Raw genomic sequence first — 24,677 nt, 5'->3', positions numbered from 1 at the left:
CCCGTTTCAGGGTGCCAATCGAACGGAGGTGTTCTCGGGGAGGCGCACGACCGGGTTCTTGGCGAGATGTTTCTCGACGAGTTCCCAGACGGGCGGTCCCTCCACCCCTTCGTTCACCGAGGCCCAACCCGCGACGACGTACTCGCCCAATGGTTCGATCGCAGCGCCGGTCGACAACAGCGTCATCTCGGAAATGCGCGAGCCGATCTCGGCCCCGACGTCGATCCGGTAGCCCATGCCGCCGATGCGGACCATGTCGCCGCCCTGCTGATAGTATGGGTCGGGGTTGAAAAGGTTGTCGGCCACGTCCTCGATGATGTCCTTGAGCTGCTGGCCGGTGAACGTGAGACGATAGACGCTCGGATAGCTCATCGCGCACGCGTTGAAGACGTCCTCGCGCGTGATCGGCTGGCCAGCCGGAAGTGACGTGCCCCAGCGAAAGCCCGGGGAAAGGGCGATCTGGGCATCGCGCTCGGCGAGCAGCGCTTGGCAGATGAGATCGTCGAAGGTGCCGTTGAAGTTGCCGCGGCGATAGAGGAGGGATTCGGTGTCGGCGAGTTTTTCACCGAGGAACGCCTCGTGCGGTGCGCGCACGCGATCAATCAGCGCGGCCATCTCCGGATCGGGTGCGATGATGTCGGAGAAGATCGGAATGAGGCGATAGCGGTAGCCGCGCAGCGCCCCATCCGCGATGTCGAGGTCGAGGCGAGAGAGGAATTTTCCGTTGGAGCCGCTCGCGATGACAAGGGTCTTGCCGACCAGAACGGGTTCGGGCAGGGCGTCGTGGGTGTGGCCGGTGAGGATGACATCGATGCCCGGGACGCGGGCGGCGAGCTTGCGGTCGACGTCGAAGCCGTTGTGGGAAAGGAGGACCACCACCTCGGCGCCATCCGAGCGCGCGATCTCGACATGCTTGGCAATCTGCTCCTCGCGGATGCCGAACGACCATTTCGGGAACATCCAGCGCGGGTTGGCGATCGGCGTATAGGGAAACGCCTGGCCGATGACGGCGATCTTGGCGCCTCCGCGCTCGATCATGCGCGTCGCCTCGAAGGCGGGCTCCTCCCACTCGCTGTCGAAGATGTTGCTGCCGAGGAAGGGGAAAGAAAGTCCCTCGATGATCTCCTGGACGCGCTCGGCGCCGAGGGTGAATTCCCAGTGACCGGTCATCGCGTCGGGCGCGAGAAGCTCGAAGGCCTCGACCATGTCGGCTCCGGCGGACTTCATGGCCGTGTAGCTGCCCTGCCAGGTGTCGCCACCGTCGAGGAGGACGACGCGATCCGGACGCTCGGCGCGGATGCGCCGGACGACCCTGGCGATGAGGTCGAGGCCGCCCATACGCCCGTAGCTTGCGGCGAGTGCCTCGAAGTCCTCGGAGGTGAGGGCATAGGCCTCCCGGCTGCCGGGGGCGATGCCGTAGAGCTTCAGGAAGTCGGCGCCGGTGATGTGTGGTGGAAGGCCGGCGGCTTCGCCGACCCCGAGATTGATCGAGGGCTCGCGAAAGAAAATCGGCTTCAGCTGGGCGTGCACGTCGGTGATGTGGAGCAGCGTGACGTTGCCGAAATCCTCCGCGCCGAGCAACTGATCCTCGGTGAGCGCCTGCTGGGCGGCGAGCCGTGATATATTGCCGCTGGCGCCCATGGCGGCGGAGAGCGCGAGGCCGGCGGCAACGAATTCGCGACGGGTGAAGTGGGTGGCCATGGGCTGCTGATCCAATTCTCGATGCTGTTCCGGCACCTCGGCTGGGCCGGCCGAGCGGCCGGCGACCCAGGCGGTCGGCATGGCGGATCAGTGTCCGCGCGCCGCCGCTCCGGCTCGCCGTCTCGCGCGCTTCGTGTGCCCGGTTGCGCCGGATGCCCTACTTGTTCACCGGGCTGTCCGGATGCAGGAGCATGGCGACATAGTCGCGGATCTGCTCCGGCGTCAGGTAGCCGTTGTGACCGAGGCGTGGCATCTGGGAGCAGGCGAGAACCGCCTGGGGATTGTAAATCTTGTCGTAGGTCGCCTTGATGATCTCGGCGTCGATGGTGCGGTCCTTGCCGTAGCCGGTCAGACTCGGACCGAGGTTGCCGTAGGCGACTTCGTCGGGCGCCAGCTGGTGGCAGGCATAGCAGTTGCCGCCGACGACGCGCTCGGCCTTGTCGCGCATGCGCCAGCCGTAGCCGTTGTTGGCCTCCTTCAAGGCAACCTGCCAGTCGCCCATCAGATTTCCGTCCGCCGGGTAGACGATGCTCGCCATTTCCCTGGCGACGATTGCGTCGGCGACGTCGGCGGGTGGATTGTCGCGGTATTTCGAGCACTCGGCCTGCGTCTGGTCCTGGTCCACCCGCTTCTGCAACTCCGGCGGCAGGTTCGGGAAGGCGGCCGCGACGATGGCATCGATCTTTGCCTGATCGACGTCCTGCGACAGTGCGGACGTGCCGGCGGCGGCAACGAGGCCGATGACGGCAGCGATTCTGACGATGTTCCTCATGTGCGCTCTCCCCGTGCTCAACGCTTCAACCCGGGAGACGCCATTGCCGTGCCGGAGGCGTTCCGCGAAAGGTAAGTGACGAGCGCGATCGTGGCGTCCGAACCGAAGGCGATGTCGGGCATGCGCATCTGCCACTGACAGTCCCACATTCTGTGCTGCATCGTGCGCACGCTCTCGTGGCTGACGCGGTAGGTCGGCCAGGAGGCCATGACGGGGCCTGCTTCGGCGGATTCGGTCAGATTCGAGAGCTCTTGAAGGCGGATGCGCGCGCCGGTGTTCCCGTGGCAGGTCGCGCAGGAATAATCCAGCATGGACGACCGCCGGTAGAACAACGCTTCACCGATCGCGTAGGCCTCGAGTTCCTTCGGGTGCGACATCGGCGTTGCGATCTCGACGCCTTCGGACTTGGAAGCCACGTAGACGGTCAGTTGCTCCATCTCGGATTTTTTGCCGCGCTTGGAGAAGGCGGTCTTGGCCGTGTCCGCAAAGGGAATGCCCTGCAGGGTCTCGCGGCACCAGGCGATGCGGGTGTCGGCGTCCATCACCCGATCGGCGTCGGCGAAATAGCGCGGGAGCTGCGCATAGGCGCCTTCAACGACGCCGGCCCCGAGGCCGAGATCACATTGCTCGAGCGAAGCATTCTTGGGCCCCGCCGGCGTATTCCAGAGTGCCTCGCCCTCGTCGGCGTAGAGCCAGCCGGGGTTGGCGAAAGGATCGGCCAGCATCCTCTTGTAGGTCTCGAGTTCATCGGCGATCGCCGGAGCGAGCCAACACGTCATCGCGATCGCCGCGGTGGCGAGGCGGATTCCCCACGTTGAACGTCCCATTCCCATCCTCCCAGGACTTTCGTTGTCTTCTCGTTGCCGCTGCTCGGCCGCATGGCGCTCGGCGGTCGCGGTTCAGCTCCCTGTTACTTGACCTCGATCGCATGCTCGGACGTGGTCACGGTCGAATCGTCGTCGACCCACGTGAACTTGAATGTTCCGCTCTCGGTCACCTTTGCGGTGAACTCGAGATAGGGGTTCGCTGAAACGGCCGGCTCGATGTCGCAGGAGAAGATGAGCTGGCCGTTGAACTCGCAAGAGAACTTGTTGATGATCTGGCGGGGGATGGTGTTCCCGGCGCCGTCCTTGCGCTGTCCCGACTCCATGGGATGGGAAATCAGGGTCTTGATGGTGATGACCTCGCCCGCCGCTGCGGTCTTGGGCACCTTGACACGTGGCTTGGCTGCCATTTCGAATTCCTCCTTCGCCGATCAGCCGCCGCAGCCGCCGATGGTCACTTTCACATTCTTGGTGTCGATGAAGACCGAGCCGTCGTTCATTCTTGCGATGGCGACGACGTCTTGCGTCCTTGCAAGGCGAATGCGCGTCGTGGCGCTGGCCTGGCCGCTTGCCGGAGAGAAATGGAAGGTCGCGACGCCCGGACGCGGGTTTCCGGCGGCGAGCAGCATGACTGCGGCGACATGGGATTCAGCCGTCATCGGGCTCTCGACGGCGATGGCGACCGGAACGGAATTACCGTTCTCGGCGATCTCGGGCGCGGTCAGCGCGATGCGACCGGATTCGGGCTTCTTGCCGCCAGTGAATTCGGCGATCAGCTTGTCGACCTCCGCCTGATCGGCGAGCGCCTCGAAGCCCGGCAGGCCGATCAGCGTCAGGGCAGCTGCGCCGGCTCCGAGCTTTAGGGCGCTCCGTCTCGTTACCTGCATCTCGATAATCCTCCTCCTGTCGTCGTGCGCGGCTGCCATGCCATCCCTGGCTGGCGAGCCGCGCTCATGCTCGCCTGTCGGTGGGCCGCCAGGGCCGATGACGCGTTCTGCAATGCGGTGGTCGGGCCACCTGCCCACAAGGCTACTCTCAACGACGAGCGCCGATCAATAGATAAATTCGATTATGTGCATGTGTATGGCGGTCGTGGCCTTTCGGGGGCTCGGGTCGGCGGCCTCGTGTGCCCGCCGTGCCGCTGCGCGGCGAGCAGAGCTTCAATCCGTGCTCCCGTTCGCGGGCCGCTCCTCGAGCTTGCGGGCATGGTACTTCTGGAAGTGCTCCTCGCCCTCGTAGCCTCTCTCGCGCACCCACTGGAACATGTGCAGGAACGTCTGCTTGCCGAAGGCGCCCGGCATGGTGGCGACGGCGGCGTCGAGCAGCGAGCCTTCGGCAGGGGCGGTCTCGGGCAGGAAGATGACGGTCGGCGTGTAGACGACGCGCCAACGCCGCGCCGCGGTCTTTTCGGTCAGCGCCTTGCCGTCGAGATCGGTGACCTCCTCGTCGCCGAAGAGATTATATTGCACGATCATGAAGTTGTCGCGCACGTAGTCGCGAATGGCCGGGTCGGCGAGCAACTCCTCGTGCAGCTTGCGGCAGTAGATGCAACCGCGCTGCTCGAAGACGATGGCGAGGCGCTTGCCCTGGGCCGCGGCACTCTCGATGTCTTCCCTCATGTCCCGGAAGGTGATGGCGAACCAGGACTGCTTGTGGAGGCCGTCCTCGCCGATGGTGGATTCGCTCGCTCGGGCCGCAGGCGCGGCGATCGGGGCGGCGAGAATGGCGATCAATCCGAGCGCGGTGGCGATGGCGCGGGCGGCGGTCACGCCTCGCTCGATGCTGGACTTGGGCATGGCTCCCGGTCTCCTCTTGCTTGTGGTCCGGTGTGGCAGGCTTGGCCCGATCCGCCACTCCGTTCCCGTCATCCGAATGTACCGAGGCCGGGGAAGGCCTCGAGCAACCAGTAGGCAATCGTCTTCATCTGGCCAGTCATGAACAGGAGCCCGGTTACCACCAGGAGCGCGCCGCTCACCTTCTCGATGGTGCCGAGATGGCGGCGCATACCCTTCGACCAGCGCATGAAGGGGCCCGTGAACGCGGCGGCGACGAGGAAGGGAATGCCGATGCCGAGCGAATAGGTCGCTAGCAGCGCCGCGCCGCGCAGGGCTGTCTCCTCGGCCCCCGCCACGAAGACGATGGCGGCGAGAACCGGGCCGGCGCAGGGCGTCCAGCCGAAGGCGAAGGCAAGCCCGATGAGATAGGCACCGATGAGCCCCGGGGGCTTGCGGGCAATGTGCACCCGGGCCTCGCGGTAGAAGAGGCCGATGCGCAGGAGGCCGAGAAAATGAAGGCCGAACAGCAGGATTATGGCTCCGGCGATGACGGCGAGCGTATCCATGTGATCGACGAGCGCCTGGCCGAGTGCGCTCGCGGTCGCGCCCAGCAGGACGAACACCGTGGTGAAGCCGAGCACGAAGGCGATGGCCGCGCCCATGATCCGCCGGCTGGGCCCCGACGAGGAGCCCGGTCCCGTCATCTCTTCGGCCGAGAGCCCGGCAAGGAAGGCCAGATACGGGGGAACGATGGGAAGCACGCACGGCGAGACGAAGGACAGCAGTCCGGCGATGAAGGCAGCTCCGAATGTCGCGTCCATCGATCGGTTCCGGTATTGTGCGGCCGATTGAAGAGCGCCGCGACGCCGGGCCGTTTGAAGCGTGATGGCGTGGCGCCTATATGGTAATATGCGCATATGTGGATGTGTGTCGCAACACCCGTTGCCCGGATCGTCGACGATCGATCGGGAGCGGGGGAGACGGATGGAGGCTCCATGAGGCGGTTCGGCGTGGTCGGTCGCTGGCAAGCCGTGCGGATCGGCGCCGCGCTGATCTGCATGCTGTCGGCGGCGGTTGCGATGCCGGCGTCGGCGCGTGCGGCGGAGCTGGTGATGCTCGAGTCCTATGGGTGCGGCTGGTGTCTTCGCTGGCATGCCGAGATCGGTCCGATCTATCCGCGCACCAGCGAGGGTGCGCTCGCCCCGCTGCGCCGGGTGGACCTTGCTCTGCCCTGGCCGGACGATCTCGCGGGGGTCGCCAAGGAGCGGTTCACGCCGACCTTCATACTGATGGACGAGGGGAGGGAAGTCGGCCGCATTCGCGGCTATCCCGGGGAAAGCTTCTTTTGGGAGTTGCTCGGCGAGCTGATGCAGCGGATGGCCAAGGAGGGTGGGTGAATAGCGCAAGCGAAAAACCGATATCCGGGGTAAGCTCGCGGTTCCTCGTGAACCGCGTTAGAATGCCCCGATTTGCCGGCGCTTTCGCGCTGCCGAATGCGTTCCGAGCGTGACGACTGCAACGCTGAACACAGCACCGGACGACGATCAATGAACGATCAGCAGCCGCTCAGGCTGGCCAACCCGGCCGACGGCATCGACATGGCGACGCTCGCGCAGCATGCACGGCGCACGAGCGACATCCTCAAGGCGCTGGCCCATGAAAGCCGGCTGATGATCCTCTGCATCCTGAGCGGTGGGGAGCGCTCTGTGAGCGACATCGAGGCGATGATCGACCTGCCGCAGCCAACGGTCTCCCAGCAGCTCGCGCGGCTCAGGGTCGACGGATTGGTGACGACGCGCCGAGACGGGCGGATGATCTATTATGCGATCGCCGACGACGAGATCTCCGGGATCATCCAAGCGCTGCACGATCTCTTCTGCAAGAACGTGAAGGACGGCGGCGGCAAGGGCGAATGAGCGTCCAGTACCGGGCGATCTGACGAAATCCGTTGCGCCAGCAGCCATGGCGGCGATAGCCTCGGTTGCACATTGGGCACCCTGCACGCACCGCTGCGTCGTGCAGCGTGGCGGGCTGTCCGAGGGCACGACATGATCGCACTCGATGAACCCCTGCTGCTGCCGCTTTCCGGCCTCGCGGTCGGTGCCATCATCGGCTTTGCCGCGCGCTCGGCACGATTCTGCACGCTCGCCGCGATCGAGCGCTACTGGTATGGGGGCGACAGCGGTGGCCTAAGGGGTTGGGCGCTGCTGACCGCGACGGCGACGCTGGCGACGATGGCGCTCGCGCTGTCCGGTGTCATCGATATCACCAGCACGCATTTCGCGTCGGCGCCGTTCAATCCCATTGCCGTCCTCGTCGGGGCAACGGCATTCGGCTTCGGCATGGCGTTGGTCGGGACTTGCGGCTTCGGGGCGGCGGTGCAGCTCGGCGGCGGCAGTCTGCGGCATCTGGTGGTGATCGTGATCATCGCTCTCGCCGGGCTGTCCATGCAGTTCGGGGCGCTCGCCAACATGCGTTTGGCGCTGTTCGAGCCATTGGCGATCACCGGCGGTGGCATGGGCGGGCTCGTGGACTGGCTCGAGCCGGTCGTGGGGCGGACGGGCGGGCTGGTCGTCGGGCTCGTGATCGCGGCGGCGGTTGCGGTCTGGGCTTTGTCGGGGCGGGCTTTGAGGGAGCAGCCGAGACTGCTCGCGGCCTCGCTGGTCATCGGGTTCGCCGTCGCCGCGGGTTGGTGGATCACGACGTTCCTCGCCGATCGTTCGATGCATCCACAGCCGATGGAGTCGGCCTCCTTCATCGCGCCCTTCGGCGAACTCGTGATGAGCCTCGCTCTGACGATCGGGCGGGCGCCGGGTTATGCCGCCGGGTTGGCGCTCGGCGTGGTGGTCGGGGCGGCGATCGCGGCGGTCAGATGGGACGACGTGCGCTGGGAAGCGTGCGACGATGCGCGCGAACTCGGGCGGCATCTGGTCGGGGCGAGCCTGATGGGGGCGGGCGGCGTGCTGGCGCTCGGTTGCACCATCGGGCAGGGGGTCACCGGCTTCACCGTGCTCGCGATTTCGGCGCCGATCGCGCTCGCGGGGTTCATCATCGGGGCGCGAATGGGGCTGGCGATGCTGATCGAAGGCTCGGTGTTCCAGGCCTTCGCCGCGACGCGCCGACGCGAGCCGCAGGCGGGCGAGTGAGCCCGCGGCGGGTCCTTCGATGACCGTTCGGCCGGAAGTCCCCGCGCCGGCTGGGCTCAATCCACGACGAAGCGGTAGGCGCCTGCGCTCTTTTCAACGCGTCCGAGGCCCGGGAACGGCAGGTGGAAGCCGAGCAGCGCCGCCTTTTCGAGGGAGAGTTTGTCGAGCAGGGCCAGGCGGCTGGCTATGCCGGCATCGGCGTCGGTGTCGGTGCCGCTGCGCCATCGTGGGTGGGCAAAGGACACGAACGGGTTCGTCAAGACGTCGCCGCCGATGACCAGGCCACCGCTGGCGCCCGCGAGCTCGTAGGAGAGGTGGCCGGGCGTGTGACCGCTGGTGTCGATGGCCATGATGCCGGGCAGGACCTCCTCGCCGGGCTGGACCGTGCGGATGCGATCGCCGAGTGCCTCGAAACGGGCGCGGGCACCGACGACGAAGACTTCACGGTCGGCACCAACGGCCGCCATGGCCTGGTCGGAGCGCCAGAAGTCGATCTCCGCCGCCGCGATGAGGTGCTCGGCATTCGGGAACATGAGTTCGTCGAACTCGTCGATGGCGCCCCAGATGTGGTCGGGGTGAGCGTGGGTGAAGAGCACGTGGGTGACGGCCTCCCGGTCGATGCCGGCGGCTTCGAGGTTGGCGGGCAGGCGGCCGGTCGAGGCCATGAAGTTGCTCCCGGCCCCCGCGTCGAACACGGCCAGCGTCTCGCCACGGCGCAGCACGGGCAGGTTGCAGGCGGCGGTGAAGGCCTCCGTCGACTGGCCGTTGGCCGTGAGGAAGGCATTCAGTTCCTCGATCGGCACGTCGGGCAGAACGAAGCGCAACGGCAGCGTCAGGCCGCCGTCCGAGACGATTTCGAGGCTGCCGTCGGCGAGGGCGACGGTTGCCGCATGGACGGGCGCGGCAGGAAGACCGATTGCGGCCACGGTGATGGCGCCGGCGGCGAGTCGGATCAGCGCGCGGCGCGACGGTGTCGCCAATTCCGCTGCGAGAGGATTATCGGTCAACGGTGCCTGCGGCATTGGGGTTCCCCCTGATCGAATTGATGCGAGCCACGGCGCCATCCTCGCGGGCGAGGCTGGCGGCATGGATTGGGCCCGCCGGGCGGTCTCCAGCCCAACATATAACGAAACACGAATGTATGACAGGCCAACTTCGCTTCACCGCGATGGTCGTTGGGCGGCAGGCGGCCCGCAGTCGCCTTAAGGCAATGCTCATCCTGCCGCGATAGTTTCCCGGGGCCCGATCCGCGGGCGGAGGAGCTGTCGGACATGCAGCAGGGGAACGTGGGTGTAGTCGCGCGCCAGGCACATTCGACATCGCGACCGGCTGGGCGTCCGCCGGTTGGCGCGGAGCGCCCGGAGCACGTGCTGGCGGCGGATTATGCGGGCAAGAGCGATGCCTACTTCGTCGGCGCCCGGCGCGACTTCATCATGGCCCTCGAGCGCAACCCCGAGGCGCGGATCCTCGAAGTCGGCTGCGGCAGCGGCGAGACGGCAGCGATCGCCTTCGAAATGGAGCGTTGCGGCAGCTACATCGGCATCGAGCTCGATCCGGCCGCGGCCGAGCGGGCCCGCCGCTTCATTCCCGATGTCCGGGTCGGCAACGTCGAGACGATGGCGATCGACATTCCTGCGGCGAGCCTCGATGCGGTCATCCTCTCGGAGGTGCTCGAGCACCTCGTCGATCCTTGGTGCGTGGTCGCGCGGCTGGCGGAGCTCCTGCGGCCGGGTGGGGTCATGCTCGCCAGTTCGCCGAACGTGGCGCACTACGGCTTCGTGCTGCAGTTGCTGCGCGGTGAATGGCGGCTCGCGGACAGCGGGCCGCACGACCGCACACATCTGCGCTGGTTCACGCCGGTCTCCTATCGGGCGATGTTCGAGGAGGCTGGCCTCTCGGTGCGACGCCTCGGCCCCGTTGCCCCGCCCGGGCCAAAGGCGCGCATCCTGTCGCGGCTGTCGGCTGGCCGACTGGATCATCTCCTGATGCGCCAGATCGCCGTCGAGGCGGTTCGCGGCGGCTGAAGAGACGGACAAAAACCGCTAACGGCGATGTGAACGGGCGTGTTTTGCCGCATGCGCCGGAATGGGCTTCTATACCTCCTGCGGGTGGCGCGCATCACCCGGCACAATGGAGGATTATCCGAATGAGCAGATCTCTGACGTCCGCCGCCCTCGTGGCGGGTGCCCTCGCGGTCGCTGCGACCTGTTTCGCATCCACGCCCTCGACGGCCGCCGACGGCGAAAAGTGCTATGGCATCGCACTCGCCGGAAAGAACGACTGCAAGGCCGGCGCCGGCACGACGTGCGCGGGCACCTCGAAGGTCGACTACCAGGGCAACGCCTGGACGATCGTTCCGGCCGGCTCCTGCGAAGGTCTCGCCTGGGACAAGGTTCTGCCGGATGGCCGCAAGGGCAGCCTGACCGAACTCGACCGCGATCTGCCGAAGGCCTGAGGCCCCGACATCCTCGTGGCACCGCAGCGGGCCCGAAGCGGTTTGCTGCGGTGTCGTCGTTTGCGATTGATGATTTTTCCCAATGGGATATCCGTCAGTCCGGCAGTCGAGATGGGCGTGGAAAGGAATTCGGATGAAGGCTCCGGAAAGGAATGATGCGAGGAATTCACGCAAGAGGGAGGGTGGGGATCGATACTCTCTGCCAGCCCGTGCGGGTGTCAGCCTCAAGCCGGACCACTACGAGATCATCCTTGCCGGGGCGCCCGACGTCGGCTTTTTCGAGGTGCATCCCGAGAACTACATGGGCGATGGCGGGCCACCGCACCATTTCCTCTCGCGCGTGCGCGAGCGCTACAGTCTTTCGCTGCACGGAGTGGGACTTTCCATCGGTGGCGCGCGCGATCTCGACCGCGACCACCTGGCAAGGTTGAAGACCCTCATCGCGCGGTATCGGCCGGCGCAGCTCTCGGAGCACCTGGCCTGGTCGACGCACGACACCGGCTTCATGAACGATCTTCTCCCCCTGCCCTATACCGAGGAGACGCTCGCCATCGTCTGTCGCCACATCGACGAGGTGCAGGATGTCACCGGTGTGCGCATGCTGCTCGAGAACCCCTCGACCTATGTCGCGTTCCGCGAGAGCGACATGGACGAGATCGACTTCCTCGAGGAGGTTGTGCGGCGCACGGGCTGCGGCCTCCTGCTCGACGTCAGCAACGTTTTCGTCTCCTCGACGAACCGGGGCATCGACCCACAGGCCTATCTCGAGCGCTTCCCGCTCGCGCATGTCGGGGAGGTCCATCTCGCGGGACATGCCGAGGATGTCGACGACGACGGCGCGCGGCTGCTGATCGATTCGCACGACCGCAGTGTGATCGACGCCGTCTGGGAGCTTTATGGCGGCGTCGTCACGCGCATGGGCCCGGTCCCGACATTGATCGAGTGGGACGAGGAGATTCCCTCCTGGGAGGTGCTTTTCAGCGAGGCGCGCACGGCCGAAGCGGTGATGCGAGAACGCGCCGCACCTGCATCGGAGACGCTCGATGCCGTGGCTTGATGAGCAGGCTCACTTTGGGCGCGCGGTGCGCGATCCGGCGGCCGGTGTGCCGGGGAGTGTCGCCGCGACACGTGGCGGGCGCCGGGCGGACAAGCGTTTTGCTGTCTATCGCAACAACCACGCCGTCGGCCTCGTCGATGCGCTCGCAGCCCGCTTCGAAGTGTCGGCGCAATTGGTGGGGGATCGATTTTTTGCCGCCGCCGCACGGGCCTTCGTTGCCGAACACATTCCGCAGAGCCCGGTCCTCCTGCACTACGGTCGCGGTTTTCCGAGCTTCCTCGCGGGGCTGCCGGGAGCCGAGAAGTTGCCGTTCCTCGCCGCTGTGGCGGAACTCGAGTGGCGGATCGGGGAGGCTTATCATGCCGCTGACGCGGCACCGATCGGAGTCGCCGAACTCGGTGCATGCGATCCGGAGCTGCTGACCCGGGCGGCGCTGTGCATGCATCCCTCCCTCCGCCTCATCAAGTCGGAATGGCCGGTCCTGTCGATCTGGAAGGCGCACAAGACGTGCGATGTCAGGGGTGCGCTCGAGGCCATTTCCTGGCATGGTGAAGTCGGAATGGTCATTCGCCCGCGTCTCGATGTCGAGGTGATACGGCTGGCCCCCACGGCGTTCGAGTTCATCGCGGCGCTGGTCGAGGGGGCAACGCTCGATGCAGCGGCTGGGCGGGCCGGCATCGCGCAAGCAAGCGAACTCGGGCAACTCGTCGGCTTCGTCCTCCAGGCCGGGGTCGTGGTCGGTCTCGAGGGCGGCAGTTCGCGGGCCGCCGCCGACCCGGAGCCCGGAGTGGAGAAAACCAATCCTCGATGAAAACAAAAGCCAAGCAGGAGCATGGGGCAGGGAGATGATCAGGGGACTTGCGAACCTCCACGACGCGGTGTTCGGCGGCATCGAGCGGGCGACCGCCGGTTGGCTGCCGGGGCTCGTGATGCGGCTCGGGCTGGCGAGCGTACTGCTCGTTTATCTCCTCAATTCGGCGGCAACGAAGGTCGGGAGCGGATTTCCGGGCTCGCTCGTGCCGACCATCAGCGCCTATGCCCAGATGCTGCCGCCGGTGGCCGAGCAGGCCGGCTACAACGCCGACAAGATCGCGTTCCTGCCGCATGGGCTCATCGTCTATGCGGGAACCTATGGCGAGGTGCTGCTGCCGCTGCTGGTGGTGGTCGGGCTCTTCACGAGGATCGCGAGCCTCGGCATGCTCGCCTTCATCGCGGTGATGACCTACGTCGACATCAACTTCCACGGGGTCGACGCCAAGACGATCGGCGACTTCTTCGATGTGGTGCAGGACAGCCCGATCGCCGATCAGCGGTTGCTCTGGGCGCTGCCGCTCATTTATCTCGTCCTGCGCGGGCCCGGGGCGATCTCGCTCGACGGGCTGCTCGGCGGGCTCGTCAAGCGTAACGCGTGGGAGCGTTGAGGACGGGGCACGATTGGCAGCGTCCGTGCGCTGCCAGTGATGGCGGGGGGCAGGCCGGTCGTCACCTGGTGGTGACGGTCGCCGCGTAGGGGGCCTCGGCACGGATCTTGGCCCAGAGATAGCGGTAGCCTTTCGGCTTGAAATGCTCCCCGTCGCCCGTGCGCATCGCGCGACTGCAGATCGTATCGTCCCGCAAGCTGACATACTGGATCGCCGAGGCCCCGAGGCGCTCGGTGAGATAGGCATCGATGCGCTCGGCGGCGGCGTCCCACTTCTTCAACACGCACGGCAGGCCCATCCAGACGACGCGGTGGCCGGACGCCTCGAGGTGGCCGATCGCGCGCTCGAGGAACGGCTTCAAGTGGGCGACGGGCGCTGCGCCGTCGTTGAGGCCGGCGCTGACGATGACGACGTGGCCGGCGGGCACTTGCTCGAGCTGGCGGCGAATGTCGTGGCGGCGGACGCTGAAGCTGGTGCGCGCGACGGTCCTCAGACCGACGGTCTTGGCCATGTCGTCGCCGATGCTGTCACCGATCACCGTCGCCTCTCCGGCGTTGGCGGGTCTTGCGGCCAGCGGGCCCGCGAGGAGTGCGGCGAGCGTGAGGAGCACGGCCGCGAGGCAGGCGATGCCCGAGCGGCTCGCAACGGGGGTCGGGCGTGCGGCGCAGTGTGATCGTTGGCCACTGGTGTGTGGTGGGACCGCCAGATCGTGTCGGGCGCGCGCGACAGGAACTTGGCTGAAACGAAGAGACATGCTGCCCGCATCTCGTTCGTGTGATCCGGCGCCTGCGGCCGATTTGCCATTCCGTCGATCGGATCGCCGATCTCGAGCAGATGGAATGCTTAAACTCACGGTAAAGTATTCTATGACGAATTGAGAGGGTTGGGATCGGTTTCGTTGTGGTGAGGAGACAGCGTGTTGCTTGATGGGCACAAATTGCGCAAGGCCACTGCCGTGGCGGCGCGTTGCGTTGCACTGTCGCTGTCGCTCTGGGTCGCCACGCTCGGTCTCCTGCTGGTCGGCGGTGGCTTCCTGGCACTTGCACCATCGGGCGGTGTGGTCTTTGCAAGCGAGGCCGATCCGGGCGGCGAGGCGGGGCCGCGCCGGATCCTCATCATCGGGGATTCGCTCGGCGGGCAGCTCTACATCGGGCTCTATGAGGCCTATCGCGGCGACAAGACGGTCAAGATCGATCGGCTGACCAAGATCTCCAGCGGCATGGTCCGCGACGACTTCTACGACTGGAACAAGGCCGCCGAGGAGATCGCCGAGCGCGAACGGGCCGACATCGTCATCATGATGCTGGGTGGAAACGACAACCAGCCGATCCGTGTCGAGGGGCAGCGCTACCGCGAGAAGCTGCTGACCGATCTCTGGAAAGAGACGTATGCAGCTCGCGTCGAGGCGCTCATCCGGTCGTTCACCTCGCGCGGGGCACGGTTCTACTGGGTCGGGATGCCAATTCAGAAGAACGCCCGCGACGACGCCGTCGGGCAGGCGATCAACGGCATTTTCAGCGCCGAGAGTGCGAAGGCGGGCAGTGGCTACATCGACACCTACGAGCTCTTTTCCGGTCCGGGCGGGACCTATGTCACACACCTCACGGACGATCAGGGCAATCGCAAGCTGATGCGCGAGAGCGACGGCATGCACTTTTCCAATTCGGGCGTGAAGTGGCTCGGTCGGGTCGTGAAAGCGATCATCGCGCGTGACGACGCGGCCCTTGCCGCAGCGGTAACGGAGCCCGCGACCGAACCACAGGCTGGCGACAGCGATGGCGCGGATCCCGCAGTGGCACAAAAGCCGGCGGGAGGGACCGGACAGAGTGCGGCTGCGCCACGAGCCGGTGGCACCTCCACCCCGTAGGTCGTGATGGCACCGGCGGAACCCGCCGTTGCCCTCCACTCGAGGCGATCCGCCGAAGGGGCGTTCCAGTCAAGAGCGCCCGTAAGCGCCACATTAACGGTCGTTTCCTAAGCTAGCTGCCTCGAGCGCGGTGTCTCGCGGTGCCGGCTTCGACGAAGTTCCGGCGGAACCCGGGGGCTTGGAAAGGGTGGAGCGATGGGAGGGGCGAGGTGCCGTCTGGCGATGACAGCCGTCGTTGCCCTCGCGCTCGCCGCCGTCGGCGGATGCAACCTCGAGGTCGCCAGCCCACGCGATGACGACCGGTCCGGCCGGATTGTCGATCGCAACGGCAGCTCGCGCGCTGAGAGCCCGAGCCATTTCGAGGTCAGCAACAGTGCGGCGAAGTCCGCACGGCTGGACTGGCGCGGGCCCGTGGCTGCTCCGGCACAAGCGGCCAGGGTGGGGCTTACCGGACCGACCTTCGAGGGGCTTTTCGATGTACCGGAGCCGCGCCCTGCGAGCGCGCTCGCATCGGCCGAGGCGCGCCATGCGCCGGTCGGGCTCAGCGCGGTGCGCCGGGAACCTGGCTTCGACATTCCGCCCGGCTCGACGGCCGAGCGCATCGCCGAAGCGTTCGACGTGCCGACACCGGTTCTCTTTGCGCGCCCGCCGCTGCCTCTGCGACTCGCACGGGCGGAGCCGGCGACACTCGGCGAACCGTTCGGAGAGAGCGCGGCGCGGCCCGACCGGCGGTCGATCGGGGCGCTACGGTCGTTCCATGCGGCGCTGCGCGATCTCGAGAGCGGGGTGCGCACGCGGCCGCTGCGAATCCTCCACATGGGTGACAGCCATATCGCCAGCGACCTCTTTCCGGATGCCCTCCGGCGGCGCCTCCAGGAGCGGTTCGGGGACGCGGGGCGCGGCCTCATGCAGCCGCCCAAGGCGTTCCGGTGGCACCGTGTTGCGGGCATGGAGACGAGCGCGAGCGATGGCTGGCATTTCGCCAACAGCCTCACGGAAAAATCGGGGGCCTATGGGCTCACCGGCGTTAGGGCGACGAGCGATCGCGACGGTGCGGTCCTCGCGATCGACGCCAAGGGCGAGCGTTTCGAGCGTGCGAGCGTGCACTATCTGAGGCGACCGGGCGGTGGGCGTTTCGAGGTCACGCTCGGCGGTGCGGGGGCAAGCGTTGCGACATCCGACGGCGATGGCCCGGTCGGAATCGTCAGCGTCGAAGGGTCGTCTTCGTTACTCAAGCTGCGCACACTCGGTGGTGGACCGGTGACGGTGCTCGGATGGTCCCTGGAGAAGGCCCGAGCCGGCATCCAATACGTCAACCTCGGCATACCCGGCGCGGCGGTCTACAGCGCGCGGGTCTGGACACCCGAGGTCATCGCCGCCGACGTCCGAGCCCTCGAGCCCGACCTCGTCATCCTCGGCTACGGATCGAACGATGCCTTCAACAGCGGGCTCTCGCGAGAGGGCTACGAGGGCCACGTCCGCCATCTGCTCGACCAGCTCGTGGCGGCGGCGCCGCAGGCTTCCGTTCTCGTGCTCGGACCGCCCGACGGGGCGCGACGTGCCGGCAGCGGGCCGCATGCGGAAAGCCGCTGTCCGAGCCGTGTCGGTGGCACCTGGCATCCGTTGCCGCGCATGGGACTGGTGCGCGAGGTGTTGCGCCAGGTCGCACGCGATCTCGATGCCGCCTACTGGGACTGGGCCGATGCGATGGGCGGTGCCTGCTCGATCGGCCAGTGGGCGTCGCTCAATCCGCCGCTCGCAGCACGCGACCATCTGCATCTGACGACGGCCGGCTATCAACGCAGCGCCGCCGCGCTCTTCGGCCATCTGATGCGCGGCTACGAAGCGTCGCAGGTGGTCGCCTACGGCGCCGATTGAGCCACCACCGCGTCGATCGGATGCCGGGACCGGTGCTCCGCCGGCGCCATCCACGCCTGTCGCGATGCTCAGTTCTGGTCGACGAACGTCTTCAGGCGCATGCACAAGAGATCGAGGAAGCGGGCGACCGAGGGCGGCATCTCCGCATTCCTCAGATAAACGATGGCGAACTCGAAAATAATGGTCGGCTCGAACGGGCGCGCGACGACATCGTCGCCGAGTTCGGGGCGCGCGTTCACCCGATCGATGATCGCGATGCCGGCACCCGCCCGCGCCATGTTGCGCGCAATGGCGAAGTAGGAGCAGGTGATCCGCCGCTCGAACAACACATCGGCATCGAAGAAGGCCTGCTCCATCTGGCGGTCGACGCTGTGATCTCCGGTGATGCCGATCATCGTGCGCCCCTCGAGGAGTTTCGGAGTCAGCACGGGGTGGGCCGCCAGCGGGTCGTCGGCGCGCAAGAGCACTTCGCAGGGGATTCGGAAGGTTTCGACCTCGAGTCCCGCGACCGGGGCGGGCGCATCGATGAGCCCGAGATCGACGACACGCTCGCCGACCCAACTCGCGATGGTGCGTGTGTCGCGCAGCTTCAGATCGATGGTGACGTGGGGGTGGGCGGCGGTGAACTCGGCGATCACCCATGGCAACAGGTTGATGGCGACAGCGCCGTTGCTCGCCATGGTGACGGCGCCGATCGTGCCGGCGCGGATGCTGCGGGCGCGGCTCTCGAGCCGGTTGAGTGAAAGCAGGCTCTGCTCGGCCTCCGCATAGAGCAGGACCGCCTCGTTGGTCGGCGCGAAGAAGCCCTTCGAGCGGTGGAAGAGCTTGAAGCCGACCTCCTGCTCGAGGTTGGCCAAGGCGACGCTGACGGCCGGTTGCGAGAGGTTCAGCCGCTCGGCGGCCTGCGAGACCGAACCCGCCTTCATCAGCGTGTGGAAGACCTCGATCTGGCGGAGCTTGAGATGCATGCCGGTGGCCTCCGGGGGGGTGTCGGTTGCCCCTATCCATAAAAACTTTGAAAGAATCGATTGCAAGATTTCAATTGATCTAATTCACGGCCGGCCCCGATGATGCGCTCGGCGATGATCTGCAGGCCGACGGCTGGCCTCGAGGTTGGCGGGGCGCGGGAGAGACGTGGCGCAAGTGCTCGACAGAACCCCGGTCTGGTGGACCGATACGGTCTTTCCGAAAGTGCCCGAGGTGACACCTTCGGGTGCGTACGACGTCGTCGTGATCGGTGCCGGGTATACCGGGCTCAACGCCGCCCTCGAGACCGCACGGGCAGGACGCTCGACGCTCGTGCTCGAGGCCAAGACCATCGGGACCGGGTGCAGCAGCCGTAACGGTGGGCAGATCGGGACCAGCCTCAAGCCGGACTATGCGACACTGGCAAAGCGCTATGGCATCGCGCGGGCAAACGCCATCACGGAGGTGCCGCACGAGGCGCTCGACTGGCTCGAGGGCTTCCTCGCGCGTGAGGCGATCGCCTGCGATTTCGCGCGCGTCGGACGGTTCCACGCGGCGCACACGCCGCGGCACTTCGATTGGCTGGTCGACAAGGCGCTGGGGCGGTCCCTGCCGGCCGGTGCCGAGGTGCGCAAGGAGGGGGTGGAGGTCGTCGCCCGCAAGGACCAGGATGGCTACATCGCGACACGCGCCTACTTCGGTGGCGTGCTCTTGAAGCGCCATGCGAGTCTACAGCCGGGGCAATACCTCGCCGGCCTCCTCGGGCGGGCGCTCGCGGCGGGTGTCGCCGTCAAGGAGGGGGTGGCGGCGCGGGGGATCGAGCGAAGCGGCGACGGGTTCCTGGTTCGCACCGGGGCCGGCGACATCCGGGCACGTGACGTGCTCGTTGCAACGAACGGCTATTCCGGCAATCTGGTGCCATGGCTCGCCCGGCGCATCATTCCCATCGGCAGCTACATGATGGCGACCGAGCCGATCGCGGCCGACGTCATGGACCGCCTGATGCCGCGCGCCTACGTCTTCACCGACACGCGCAAGGTGGTCTATTATTATCGTCCCTCGCCCGACCGGCGGCGCATCGTGTTCGGCGGCCGTGTCTCGTCGGGTGAGGTCGATCCGGCGGTCACGGGGCCGTTGCTGCGAGCCGAGATGGTGCGGCTCTTTCCGGAACTCGCCGGCATCGGGCTCGCGCATTCCTGGATGGGGACGGTCGCCTACACGTTCGATGCGCTGCCACATACCGGGGTCATCGGCGGCATCCATTATGCGCTCGGCTACTGTGGCTCGGGCGTCTCGATGGCGAGCTATCTCGGCATGCGCGCCGGCCAGCGCATCCTCGGCAAGGCCGAGGCGCGCACCGCGTTCGACGATCTGCCCTTCCCGACACGGCCACTTTATTCGGGCAAGCCTTGGTTTCTGCCGGCGGTCGTGGCGTACTACCGCATGCGGGACCGCCACGAGACCCGGCAGGCCTCGGTGGCCGAGAGGCAGGACGGAGCAATCTCGCCATAGCCGGCGGGAGCAACGGGGTCGAGGCTCGCGACCGCGCCGGGTGCAGTGAGAGGGAGCGAAATCCGCGCGCCGAGCGAGCCGGCGGACAAACCAGCAGGGACCTCAAAAGCAGGTCGCAACACAGGGAGAGGACGTAATGAAGCTCAAGTACATGCTGGCTGCGGCAGCGATCGCTGCCTGGCCGGGGGCGGCACTCGCCGATGGGCAGATCACCATCGCCTCGTGGGGCGGTGCCTATCAGGACGCCCAGAGCAAGGCGCTGTTCGTGCCGGCGGCCAAGGCCATGGGCATCACCGTCAACGAGCAGACCTACGGCGGCATGTCCGACGTACGCCTGCAGGTGCAGACGGGAGCGGTCACGTTCGACATCGTCGTCAGCGGCTCGGGCAGCGCCGCGCGCGCCGCTGCAGAAGGACTCCTCGAGCCCCTCGACTACAACGTCATCGATGTCTCGACGTTCTATCCAGGCCTCTACATTCCGCATTGCGTCGGCGGCGACGTGTTCTCGGTGGTGGCCGCCTGGAACACCAAAACCTACGGCGAGAACGGTCCGCGCGGCTGGGCCGATTTCTTCAACGTCGAGAAATTCCCGGGCAAGCGCGCTTACCGCGCCAAGGTCGCCGGCGCTCTCGAGCCGGCGATCATGGCCGACGGCGTGCCGCCGGAAGAGGTCTACAAGGTGCTCGACAGCGAAGAGGGCATCAAGCGCGCGATCGACGTGATCCGCCGCCTCAAGCCGCACATCGCGGTCTTCTGGACCTCGGGCGCGCAGCAGGCCCAGCTCATGAAGGACGGCGAGGTCGACATGACCACCGGCTGGAACGGGCGCTTCGACGTCGCCAAGAAGGACGGCGCGAACGTCTCCTATCACTTCGACCAGGGCCTGCTCGACTACGACTGCTTCGCCATCCCGAAGGGTGCGCCGAACCGTGATCTCGCCATGAAGTTCCTCGCCGAGATCTCGAAGCCCGAGTACCAGGCCAACCTGCCGCTGCACATCACCTATGGGCCGACCAACAAGAAGGCCTACGAGATCGGCCAGATCGAGGATGCGCTTTCGCGCGCGCTGCCCTCGCACCCCGACAACGCCGCAAAGCAGCTGCCGATCAACATCGAGTGGTATGCCAAGTGGGAGACGCGGGCCCAGGAACTCTATCAGGAAATGCTGACGGAGTAGTCGTCAGCGCCTGTCAAAATCGGCGCCGGGCGAAGGTTCGCCCGGCGCAGCCATATGGAGGGGTGGAGAAGAGCATTGGAAGCACGCAAGGGCACGAGCGCGGCGCAGGCCATCACCATCCGCGGGATGACCAAGACCTACGGTCGGGTGCATGCCCTCGATCATGTCGACCTGGATATCCGGAGCGGTGAATTCCTCACCCTTCTCGGGCCCTCCGGCTCGGGCAAGACGACACTGCTCATGGTGCTCGCCGGCTTCACGCGACCCGACCATGGCAGTCTTCGGATCGGCGACGACGAGATGATCCGCACGCCGCCGCACGCCCGCAACATCGGCATGGTGTTCCAGAGCTACGCGCTCTTTCCGCACATGACGGTGGCCGGCAACATCGGCTATCCGCTCCGCCTGCGGCGCTTGGCGAAGGCCGAAATCACGGCGCGCGTCGAGCAGGCGCTCGAGACCGTGCAACTCGCCGGATATGGCGAGAGGCGGGTCGACCAGCTCTCGGGCGGCCAGAAGCAGCGGGTCGCGCTCGCGCGCGCCATCGTCTTCGAACCGCGCATCCTGCTGATGGACGAACCGCTCTCGGCGCTCGACAAGAAACTGCGCGAGCGCATGCAGATCGAATTGCGCCACCTGCACGACAAGCTCGGGATGACAACGGTCTACGTCACGCACGACCAGCGCGAAGCACTGACCATGTCGGACCGCATCGCCGTCATCAATTTCGGCCGCGTCATGCAACTCGGCGTGCCTGAGACGATCTACAACCGACCGGCGAACCGGTTCGTTGCCGATTTCATCGGAGAATCGACCTTCCTGCCGGTGCGCCGCGAGGCGGGGCGGCTCGTTGCCGCGGATGTCGCGCTCGAGGTCGCGGGGGAGGTTCCGGCGGGCGACCGTCTGCTGCTCGTCGTGCGCCCCGAGCGGCTGCACCTCCTGGCGCCCGGTGAGGGGGCCGGCATGAACCGCCTCGAGGCGCGCGTGCGCGACGTCGTCTATCAGGGCGACAGCTTCCTGCTCTATGCCGTGCTCGCCGATGGCACCGAGATCGCCAAGCGCGGCGTCGTGCGCGCCGAGACGATCGCCAGTCTTCCGCGGCCCGGTGAGACGGCCGCATTCGGCCTGGAGCCGCGCGATACCGTCCTCATCGTCGACGACGGCACGGGCGGGGAGGACGGGCGATGAGCGCTGTTGCAGGCGATGTCCGCGCCAGTGAAGGGGCGATGCTGGGGGCACCGAACGCGGCATCGCTGAAGCGCGATGCGTTGCTCGAGCGGCTTTCCCTCTTCGGTCTCGCCTCGCCGGCGCTCCTGCTCGTTCTCGTCCTCCTCGTGCTGCCGGTCGGCTGGCTGAGCTATGTCTCGTTCATCGGCGCCGATGGCGGCTATTCGCTCGAGAATTATGCGCGCATGCTGGAGACGAAATCGTATGTGCGCATCTTCAAGACGACCTTCTGGGTCAGCTTCCTGACGACGGTCATCTGCGTGGCGATCGGCTATCCGCTCGCCTATTTCTTTTCCCAGCTGCCGACGAGGGTCGCCAACCTCTGCCTCATCACCGTGCTGCTGCCGTTCTGGACTTCGCTGCTGGTGCGCACCTACGCCTGGCTCGTCCTCCTCCAGCGCAACGGCCTCGTCAACAACTGGGGGATCGAGCTCGGCCTCTGGAGCGAGCCGATCAAGTTCGTGCACAACATCGAGGGCACGCTCATCGGCATGGTGCACATCATGCTGCCGTTCCTGGTGCTGCCGCTGCTCTCGTCGATGCGTGCGATCGACCGCGACTACCTCAAGGCCGCCTCCAACCTCGGAGCAGGGCCGGTCAGGGCGTTCTGGACGGTCTTCTTTCCCCTCTCCATGCCGGGGCTGATCGCCGGGGCGCTGATCGTCTTCGTGCTCTGCCTCGGTTTCTACGTGACACCGGCGGTGCTCGGCGGCGGACGCGTCATCCTCGTTTCGATGCAGATCGCCAACAACATCGAGCTGTTCGTCAACTGGGGGGCGGCAAGCGCGCTCGGCGTCGTGCTGCTGGTGCTGACCGTCTTTTTCCTTTGGATCGCGGCGCGCTTCGTCAGCCTCGAGACCCTGACGCGGGGAGGCCACTGATGATCGGTTGGCTGAAGCAGCCGGCGAGCGAGACCCAGGTGACGCACCTGGACCGGCTCTGGCTCTATGCATTGAGCGGCCTCATCATGCTGTTCCTGGTGGCGCCGACCCTGATCGTCATTCCGATGTCGTTCTCGGATTCCCAGTATCTCGAGTTCCCGCCGCGAAACTGGTCGCTGCGCTGGTACGAGAATTATTTCGGGTCCGTCGCCTGGCAGAAGGCGACGATCGCCTCGTTCACGGCGGCGTTCCTCACGATGCTCGTCGCCACCCCCATCGGCGTCATGGCGGCCTACGGGCTGCATGCCTCCAACGTGCCGTTCGCACGCATGGTCTACGTCGTTCTCATCACGCCGATGATGGTTCCGCTCATCCTCATCGCGATCGGCGCCTTCTACGTCTACGTGAAGATGAAGGTTCTCTACACCATGGCGGGCCTCGTCCTGGCGCACAGCCTGCTCGCGTTGCCGCTCGTGCTGATCGTCGTTGCCTCCGGCCTCAAGAGCTACGACATGAATCAGGAGATGGCGGCGCGCAGCCTCGGGGCGAATCGGGCGACGGCCTTCTTCACGGTCACGCTGCCGCAGATCCGCTTTTCCGTCGTCACCGCCGCGCTGCTGGCGTTCCTGACCTCGTTCGACGAGGTGGTGGTGGCCATGTTCCTTTCCGGCGGCGAGAACGCTACGCTGACGCGCAACATGTTCAACGCGCTGCGTGACCAGATCGACCCGACGATCGCGGCGATCTCGACCATCATGATCGCGGTGACGACGCTGCTGATGGTGCTCGCGCAGGTGCTCGGGCGCTCGCGCTGACGCGGCCGAGAGGGTGGTCCCATGGTTGACTCGAGCGGGCACGCGATCGCGATCCTCGAGCGGCTCGTCGCGTTCGAGACGATTTCCGGGCGCACGAATCTCGATTTCATCGCCTACGTCTCGGACTATCTCGCGGGCCACGGCATTGCCGTGCGCCTCAGCCATGACGAGACCGGCGAGCGGGCGAACCTGCACGCCATCATCGGGCCGGGCGTCGACGGCGGCGTCCTGCTCAACGGCCATACGGACGTGGTGCCCGTCGACGGGCAGGTCTGGAGCAGCGATCCCTTCCGCCTCGCCCGGCGCGGTGACCGGCTCTACGGGCGCGGGGCCGTCGACATGAAGGGCTTCCTCGCGGCGATGCTGGCGATGGTGCCGTCCTGGCAGCGGCGCCAGCTGGTCAGACCGATCCACATCAGCATGTGCTACGACGAGGAGATCGGCGGCTACGGCGCGCCAGTGCTGGTCGAAGAGGTGTGCGGGACAGGGCCGCGCCCGGCGATCGCGCTCGTCGGCGAGCCGACCGGCATGCGCATCGTCACCGGGCACAAGGGTGGCATCGAGTTGACGACGCGGATCACCGGCCTTGCGGCGCACGCTTCGGACCCCCGCAAGGGCGCCAATGCCATACTCGCGGCCGCGCGCCTCTTGACGCACATGGAGGAGGTCGGGCGCGGGCTGGCGGCGCGGCCGCTCGAGGCGAGCCCGTTCGATCCGGCCTTTGCGACGCTCAACGTCGGCACGATCGCGGGCGGGGCGGCACGCAACATCGTCGCCGGCGACTGCGCGTTCGACTGGGAGGTCCGGCCCGTGCCTGGCACCGACGGGGAGGCGATCGTCGCCGGCATCCTCGCGCATGCGCGCGAGGTGGTTCTGCCGGAACTGCGCGCGAGCCATCCGACGGCCGACATCGCGACGGAGGTCACCGCGCTGGTGCCCTCGCTCGATCCGTCCGGCTCGGGTCCGGCGGTCGCGCTCCTAACCGAACTCTCCGGACGCAACGACACCGAAGTCGTCTCCTTCGGCACGGATGCCGGGTTTTTCGCCCGGGCCGGGATGTCGAGTGCGGTATTCGGGCCCGGCAACATCAGCGAGGCGCACAAGCCGGACGAGTTCATCGAGATCGTCGAGATCGAGCGCTGCCTCGACTTCCTCGATCGCCTCGGGGCGCGCCTCGAGCGGGCGCTTTGACATCCGCCGGAG

26 protein-coding genes are annotated in these 24,677 nt (G+C 66.7%); 16 read left to right on the top strand and 10 right to left on the bottom strand.

The window, feature by feature from the left end:
- Nucleotides 1–6: 6 nt before the first annotated feature.
- The 7 genes from soxB to GC150_06805 form a co-directional block, all read right to left on the bottom strand.
- On the bottom strand, nucleotides 7–1,701 hold the full coding sequence (gene soxB, locus GC150_06835) for a thiosulfohydrolase SoxB (protein MBI1384608.1): 1,695 nt from the start codon (nucleotides 1,699–1,701) through the stop codon (nucleotides 7–9).
- 157 nt (nucleotides 1,702–1,858) lie between these two features.
- Nucleotides 1,859–2,473 carry a sulfur oxidation c-type cytochrome SoxX gene (soxX, locus tag GC150_06830; protein MBI1384607.1) on the bottom strand — a complete coding sequence of 205 codons (615 nt, stop codon included), beginning with the start codon at nucleotides 2,471–2,473 and terminating at the stop codon, nucleotides 1,859–1,861.
- 17 nt (nucleotides 2,474–2,490) lie between these two features.
- Nucleotides 2,491–3,300, bottom strand: a complete 810-nt coding sequence (gene soxA, locus GC150_06825) for a sulfur oxidation c-type cytochrome SoxA (GenBank protein MBI1384606.1) — start codon at nucleotides 3,298–3,300, stop codon at nucleotides 2,491–2,493.
- A gap of 83 nt (nucleotides 3,301–3,383) precedes the next feature.
- Entirely contained in the window at nucleotides 3,384–3,707 is a 324-nt protein-coding gene (gene soxZ / locus GC150_06820) for a thiosulfate oxidation carrier complex protein SoxZ (protein MBI1384605.1), read from the bottom strand.
- 21 nt (nucleotides 3,708–3,728) lie between these two features.
- Complete coding sequence (soxY, locus tag GC150_06815) at nucleotides 3,729–4,184, bottom strand: thiosulfate oxidation carrier protein SoxY (GenBank protein MBI1384604.1); 456 nt, start codon at nucleotides 4,182–4,184, stop codon at nucleotides 3,729–3,731.
- 273 nt (nucleotides 4,185–4,457) lie between these two features.
- Entirely contained in the window at nucleotides 4,458–5,093 is a 636-nt protein-coding gene (locus GC150_06810) for a thioredoxin fold domain-containing protein (protein ID MBI1384603.1), read from the bottom strand.
- A 68-nt stretch (nucleotides 5,094–5,161) separates the two neighbouring features.
- Nucleotides 5,162–5,893 (bottom strand): cytochrome c biogenesis protein CcdA, encoded by a 732-nt coding sequence (locus GC150_06805; protein ID MBI1384602.1) that lies wholly within the window; start codon nucleotides 5,891–5,893, stop codon nucleotides 5,162–5,164.
- 237 nt (nucleotides 5,894–6,130) lie between these two features.
- On the opposite strand from GC150_06805, the gene GC150_06800 reads away from it, so the two are divergent.
- From GC150_06800 to GC150_06790, 3 genes are all read left to right on the top strand, one after another.
- Nucleotides 6,131–6,469, top strand: a complete 339-nt coding sequence (locus GC150_06800; protein ID MBI1384601.1) for a transcriptional regulator — start codon at nucleotides 6,131–6,133, stop codon at nucleotides 6,467–6,469.
- Between the two features lie 150 nt (nucleotides 6,470–6,619).
- The gene (locus GC150_06795) at nucleotides 6,620–6,988 is read left to right on the top strand and encodes a metalloregulator ArsR/SmtB family transcription factor (GenBank protein MBI1384600.1); all 369 of its coding nucleotides are present in this window, start codon (nucleotides 6,620–6,622) and stop codon (nucleotides 6,986–6,988) included.
- Nucleotides 6,989–7,120: 132 nt separating this feature from the next.
- On the top strand, nucleotides 7,121–8,218 hold the full coding sequence (locus GC150_06790) for a YeeE/YedE family protein (GenBank protein MBI1384599.1): 1,098 nt from the start codon (nucleotides 7,121–7,123) through the stop codon (nucleotides 8,216–8,218).
- Between the two features lie 56 nt (nucleotides 8,219–8,274).
- On the opposite strand, the gene GC150_06785 is transcribed toward GC150_06790, so the two are convergent.
- On the bottom strand, nucleotides 8,275–9,306 hold the full coding sequence (locus tag GC150_06785; GenBank protein ID MBI1384598.1) for an MBL fold metallo-hydrolase: 1,032 nt from the start codon (nucleotides 9,304–9,306) through the stop codon (nucleotides 8,275–8,277).
- A 183-nt stretch (nucleotides 9,307–9,489) separates the two neighbouring features.
- On the opposite strand from GC150_06785, the gene GC150_06780 reads away from it, so the two are divergent.
- The 5 genes from GC150_06780 to GC150_06760 all read left to right on the top strand — a co-directional run bounded on the left by GC150_06780 (nucleotide 9,490) and on the right by GC150_06760 (nucleotide 13,151).
- The gene (locus GC150_06780; protein MBI1384597.1) at nucleotides 9,490–10,242 is read left to right on the top strand and encodes a methyltransferase domain-containing protein; all 753 of its coding nucleotides are present in this window, start codon (nucleotides 9,490–9,492) and stop codon (nucleotides 10,240–10,242) included.
- Nucleotides 10,243–10,364: 122 nt separating this feature from the next.
- Nucleotides 10,365–10,673 carry a DUF2282 domain-containing protein gene (locus tag GC150_06775; GenBank protein MBI1384596.1) on the top strand — a complete coding sequence of 103 codons (309 nt, stop codon included), beginning with the start codon at nucleotides 10,365–10,367 and terminating at the stop codon, nucleotides 10,671–10,673.
- Between the two features lie 133 nt (nucleotides 10,674–10,806).
- Nucleotides 10,807–11,730 carry a DUF692 family protein gene (locus GC150_06770; protein MBI1384595.1) on the top strand — a complete coding sequence of 308 codons (924 nt, stop codon included), beginning with the start codon at nucleotides 10,807–10,809 and terminating at the stop codon, nucleotides 11,728–11,730.
- Entirely contained in the window at nucleotides 11,717–12,541 is an 825-nt protein-coding gene (locus GC150_06765) for a DUF2063 domain-containing protein (protein ID MBI1384594.1), read from the top strand. The genes GC150_06770 and GC150_06765 overlap by 14 nt, the downstream gene beginning before the upstream one ends.
- Nucleotides 12,542–12,575: 34 nt before the next feature.
- A complete protein-coding gene (locus GC150_06760; protein MBI1384593.1) occupies nucleotides 12,576–13,151 on the top strand; it encodes a DoxX family membrane protein in 576 nt (191 codons plus the stop codon).
- A 61-nt stretch (nucleotides 13,152–13,212) separates the two neighbouring features.
- On the opposite strand, the gene GC150_06755 is transcribed toward GC150_06760, so the two are convergent.
- Nucleotides 13,213–13,905, bottom strand: coding sequence for a hypothetical protein (locus GC150_06755; GenBank protein MBI1384592.1), 693 nt, complete (start codon nucleotides 13,903–13,905; stop codon nucleotides 13,213–13,215).
- 162 nt (nucleotides 13,906–14,067) lie between these two features.
- Between GC150_06755 and GC150_06750 the strand changes: the two genes are divergently transcribed.
- Together GC150_06750 and GC150_06745 are read left to right on the top strand one after the other, a co-directional pair.
- A complete protein-coding gene (locus tag GC150_06750; GenBank protein ID MBI1384591.1) occupies nucleotides 14,068–15,018 on the top strand; it encodes a DUF459 domain-containing protein in 951 nt (316 codons plus the stop codon).
- A gap of 195 nt (nucleotides 15,019–15,213) precedes the next feature.
- Nucleotides 15,214–16,896: a hypothetical protein gene (locus GC150_06745; protein MBI1384590.1), complete on the top strand. Its 1,683-nt coding sequence runs from the start codon at nucleotides 15,214–15,216 to the stop codon at nucleotides 16,894–16,896.
- Nucleotides 16,897–16,964: 68 nt separating this feature from the next.
- Here GC150_06745 and GC150_06740 read toward each other — a convergent pair whose 3' ends face one another.
- On the bottom strand, nucleotides 16,965–17,864 hold the full coding sequence (locus tag GC150_06740) for a LysR family transcriptional regulator (GenBank protein MBI1384589.1): 900 nt from the start codon (nucleotides 17,862–17,864) through the stop codon (nucleotides 16,965–16,967).
- 166 nt (nucleotides 17,865–18,030) lie between these two features.
- Between GC150_06740 and GC150_06735 the strand changes: the two genes are divergently transcribed.
- The 6 genes from GC150_06735 (at nucleotide 18,031) to argE (ending at nucleotide 24,665) form a co-directional block, all read left to right on the top strand.
- A complete protein-coding gene (locus GC150_06735) occupies nucleotides 18,031–19,374 on the top strand; it encodes an FAD-dependent oxidoreductase (protein ID MBI1384588.1) in 1,344 nt (447 codons plus the stop codon).
- A 136-nt stretch (nucleotides 19,375–19,510) separates the two neighbouring features.
- Complete coding sequence (locus GC150_06730; protein ID MBI1384587.1) at nucleotides 19,511–20,551, top strand: extracellular solute-binding protein; 1,041 nt, start codon at nucleotides 19,511–19,513, stop codon at nucleotides 20,549–20,551.
- 54 nt (nucleotides 20,552–20,605) lie between these two features.
- A complete protein-coding gene (gene potA, locus GC150_06725) occupies nucleotides 20,606–21,739 on the top strand; it encodes a polyamine ABC transporter ATP-binding protein (protein ID MBI1384586.1) in 1,134 nt (377 codons plus the stop codon).
- 38 nt (nucleotides 21,740–21,777) lie between these two features.
- Nucleotides 21,778–22,659 (top strand): ABC transporter permease subunit, encoded by an 882-nt coding sequence (locus tag GC150_06720; GenBank protein ID MBI1384585.1) that lies wholly within the window; start codon nucleotides 21,778–21,780, stop codon nucleotides 22,657–22,659.
- Entirely contained in the window at nucleotides 22,659–23,474 is an 816-nt protein-coding gene (locus tag GC150_06715; protein MBI1384584.1) for an ABC transporter permease subunit, read from the top strand. The genes GC150_06720 and GC150_06715 overlap by 1 nt, the downstream gene beginning before the upstream one ends.
- 21 nt (nucleotides 23,475–23,495) lie before the next feature.
- Nucleotides 23,496–24,665, top strand: coding sequence for an acetylornithine deacetylase (gene argE / locus GC150_06710; GenBank protein ID MBI1384583.1), 1,170 nt, complete (start codon nucleotides 23,496–23,498; stop codon nucleotides 24,663–24,665).
- The last annotated feature ends 12 nt before the right edge of the window (nucleotides 24,666–24,677 follow it).

The organism is Hyphomicrobiales bacterium (assembly GCA_016125495.1).
Classification (GTDB): Bacteria; Pseudomonadota; Alphaproteobacteria; order Rhizobiales; family RI-29; genus RI-29.
The sequence above is the reverse complement of the archived record's forward strand: the minus strand, read 5'-3'. Positions and strand labels throughout refer to the sequence as shown.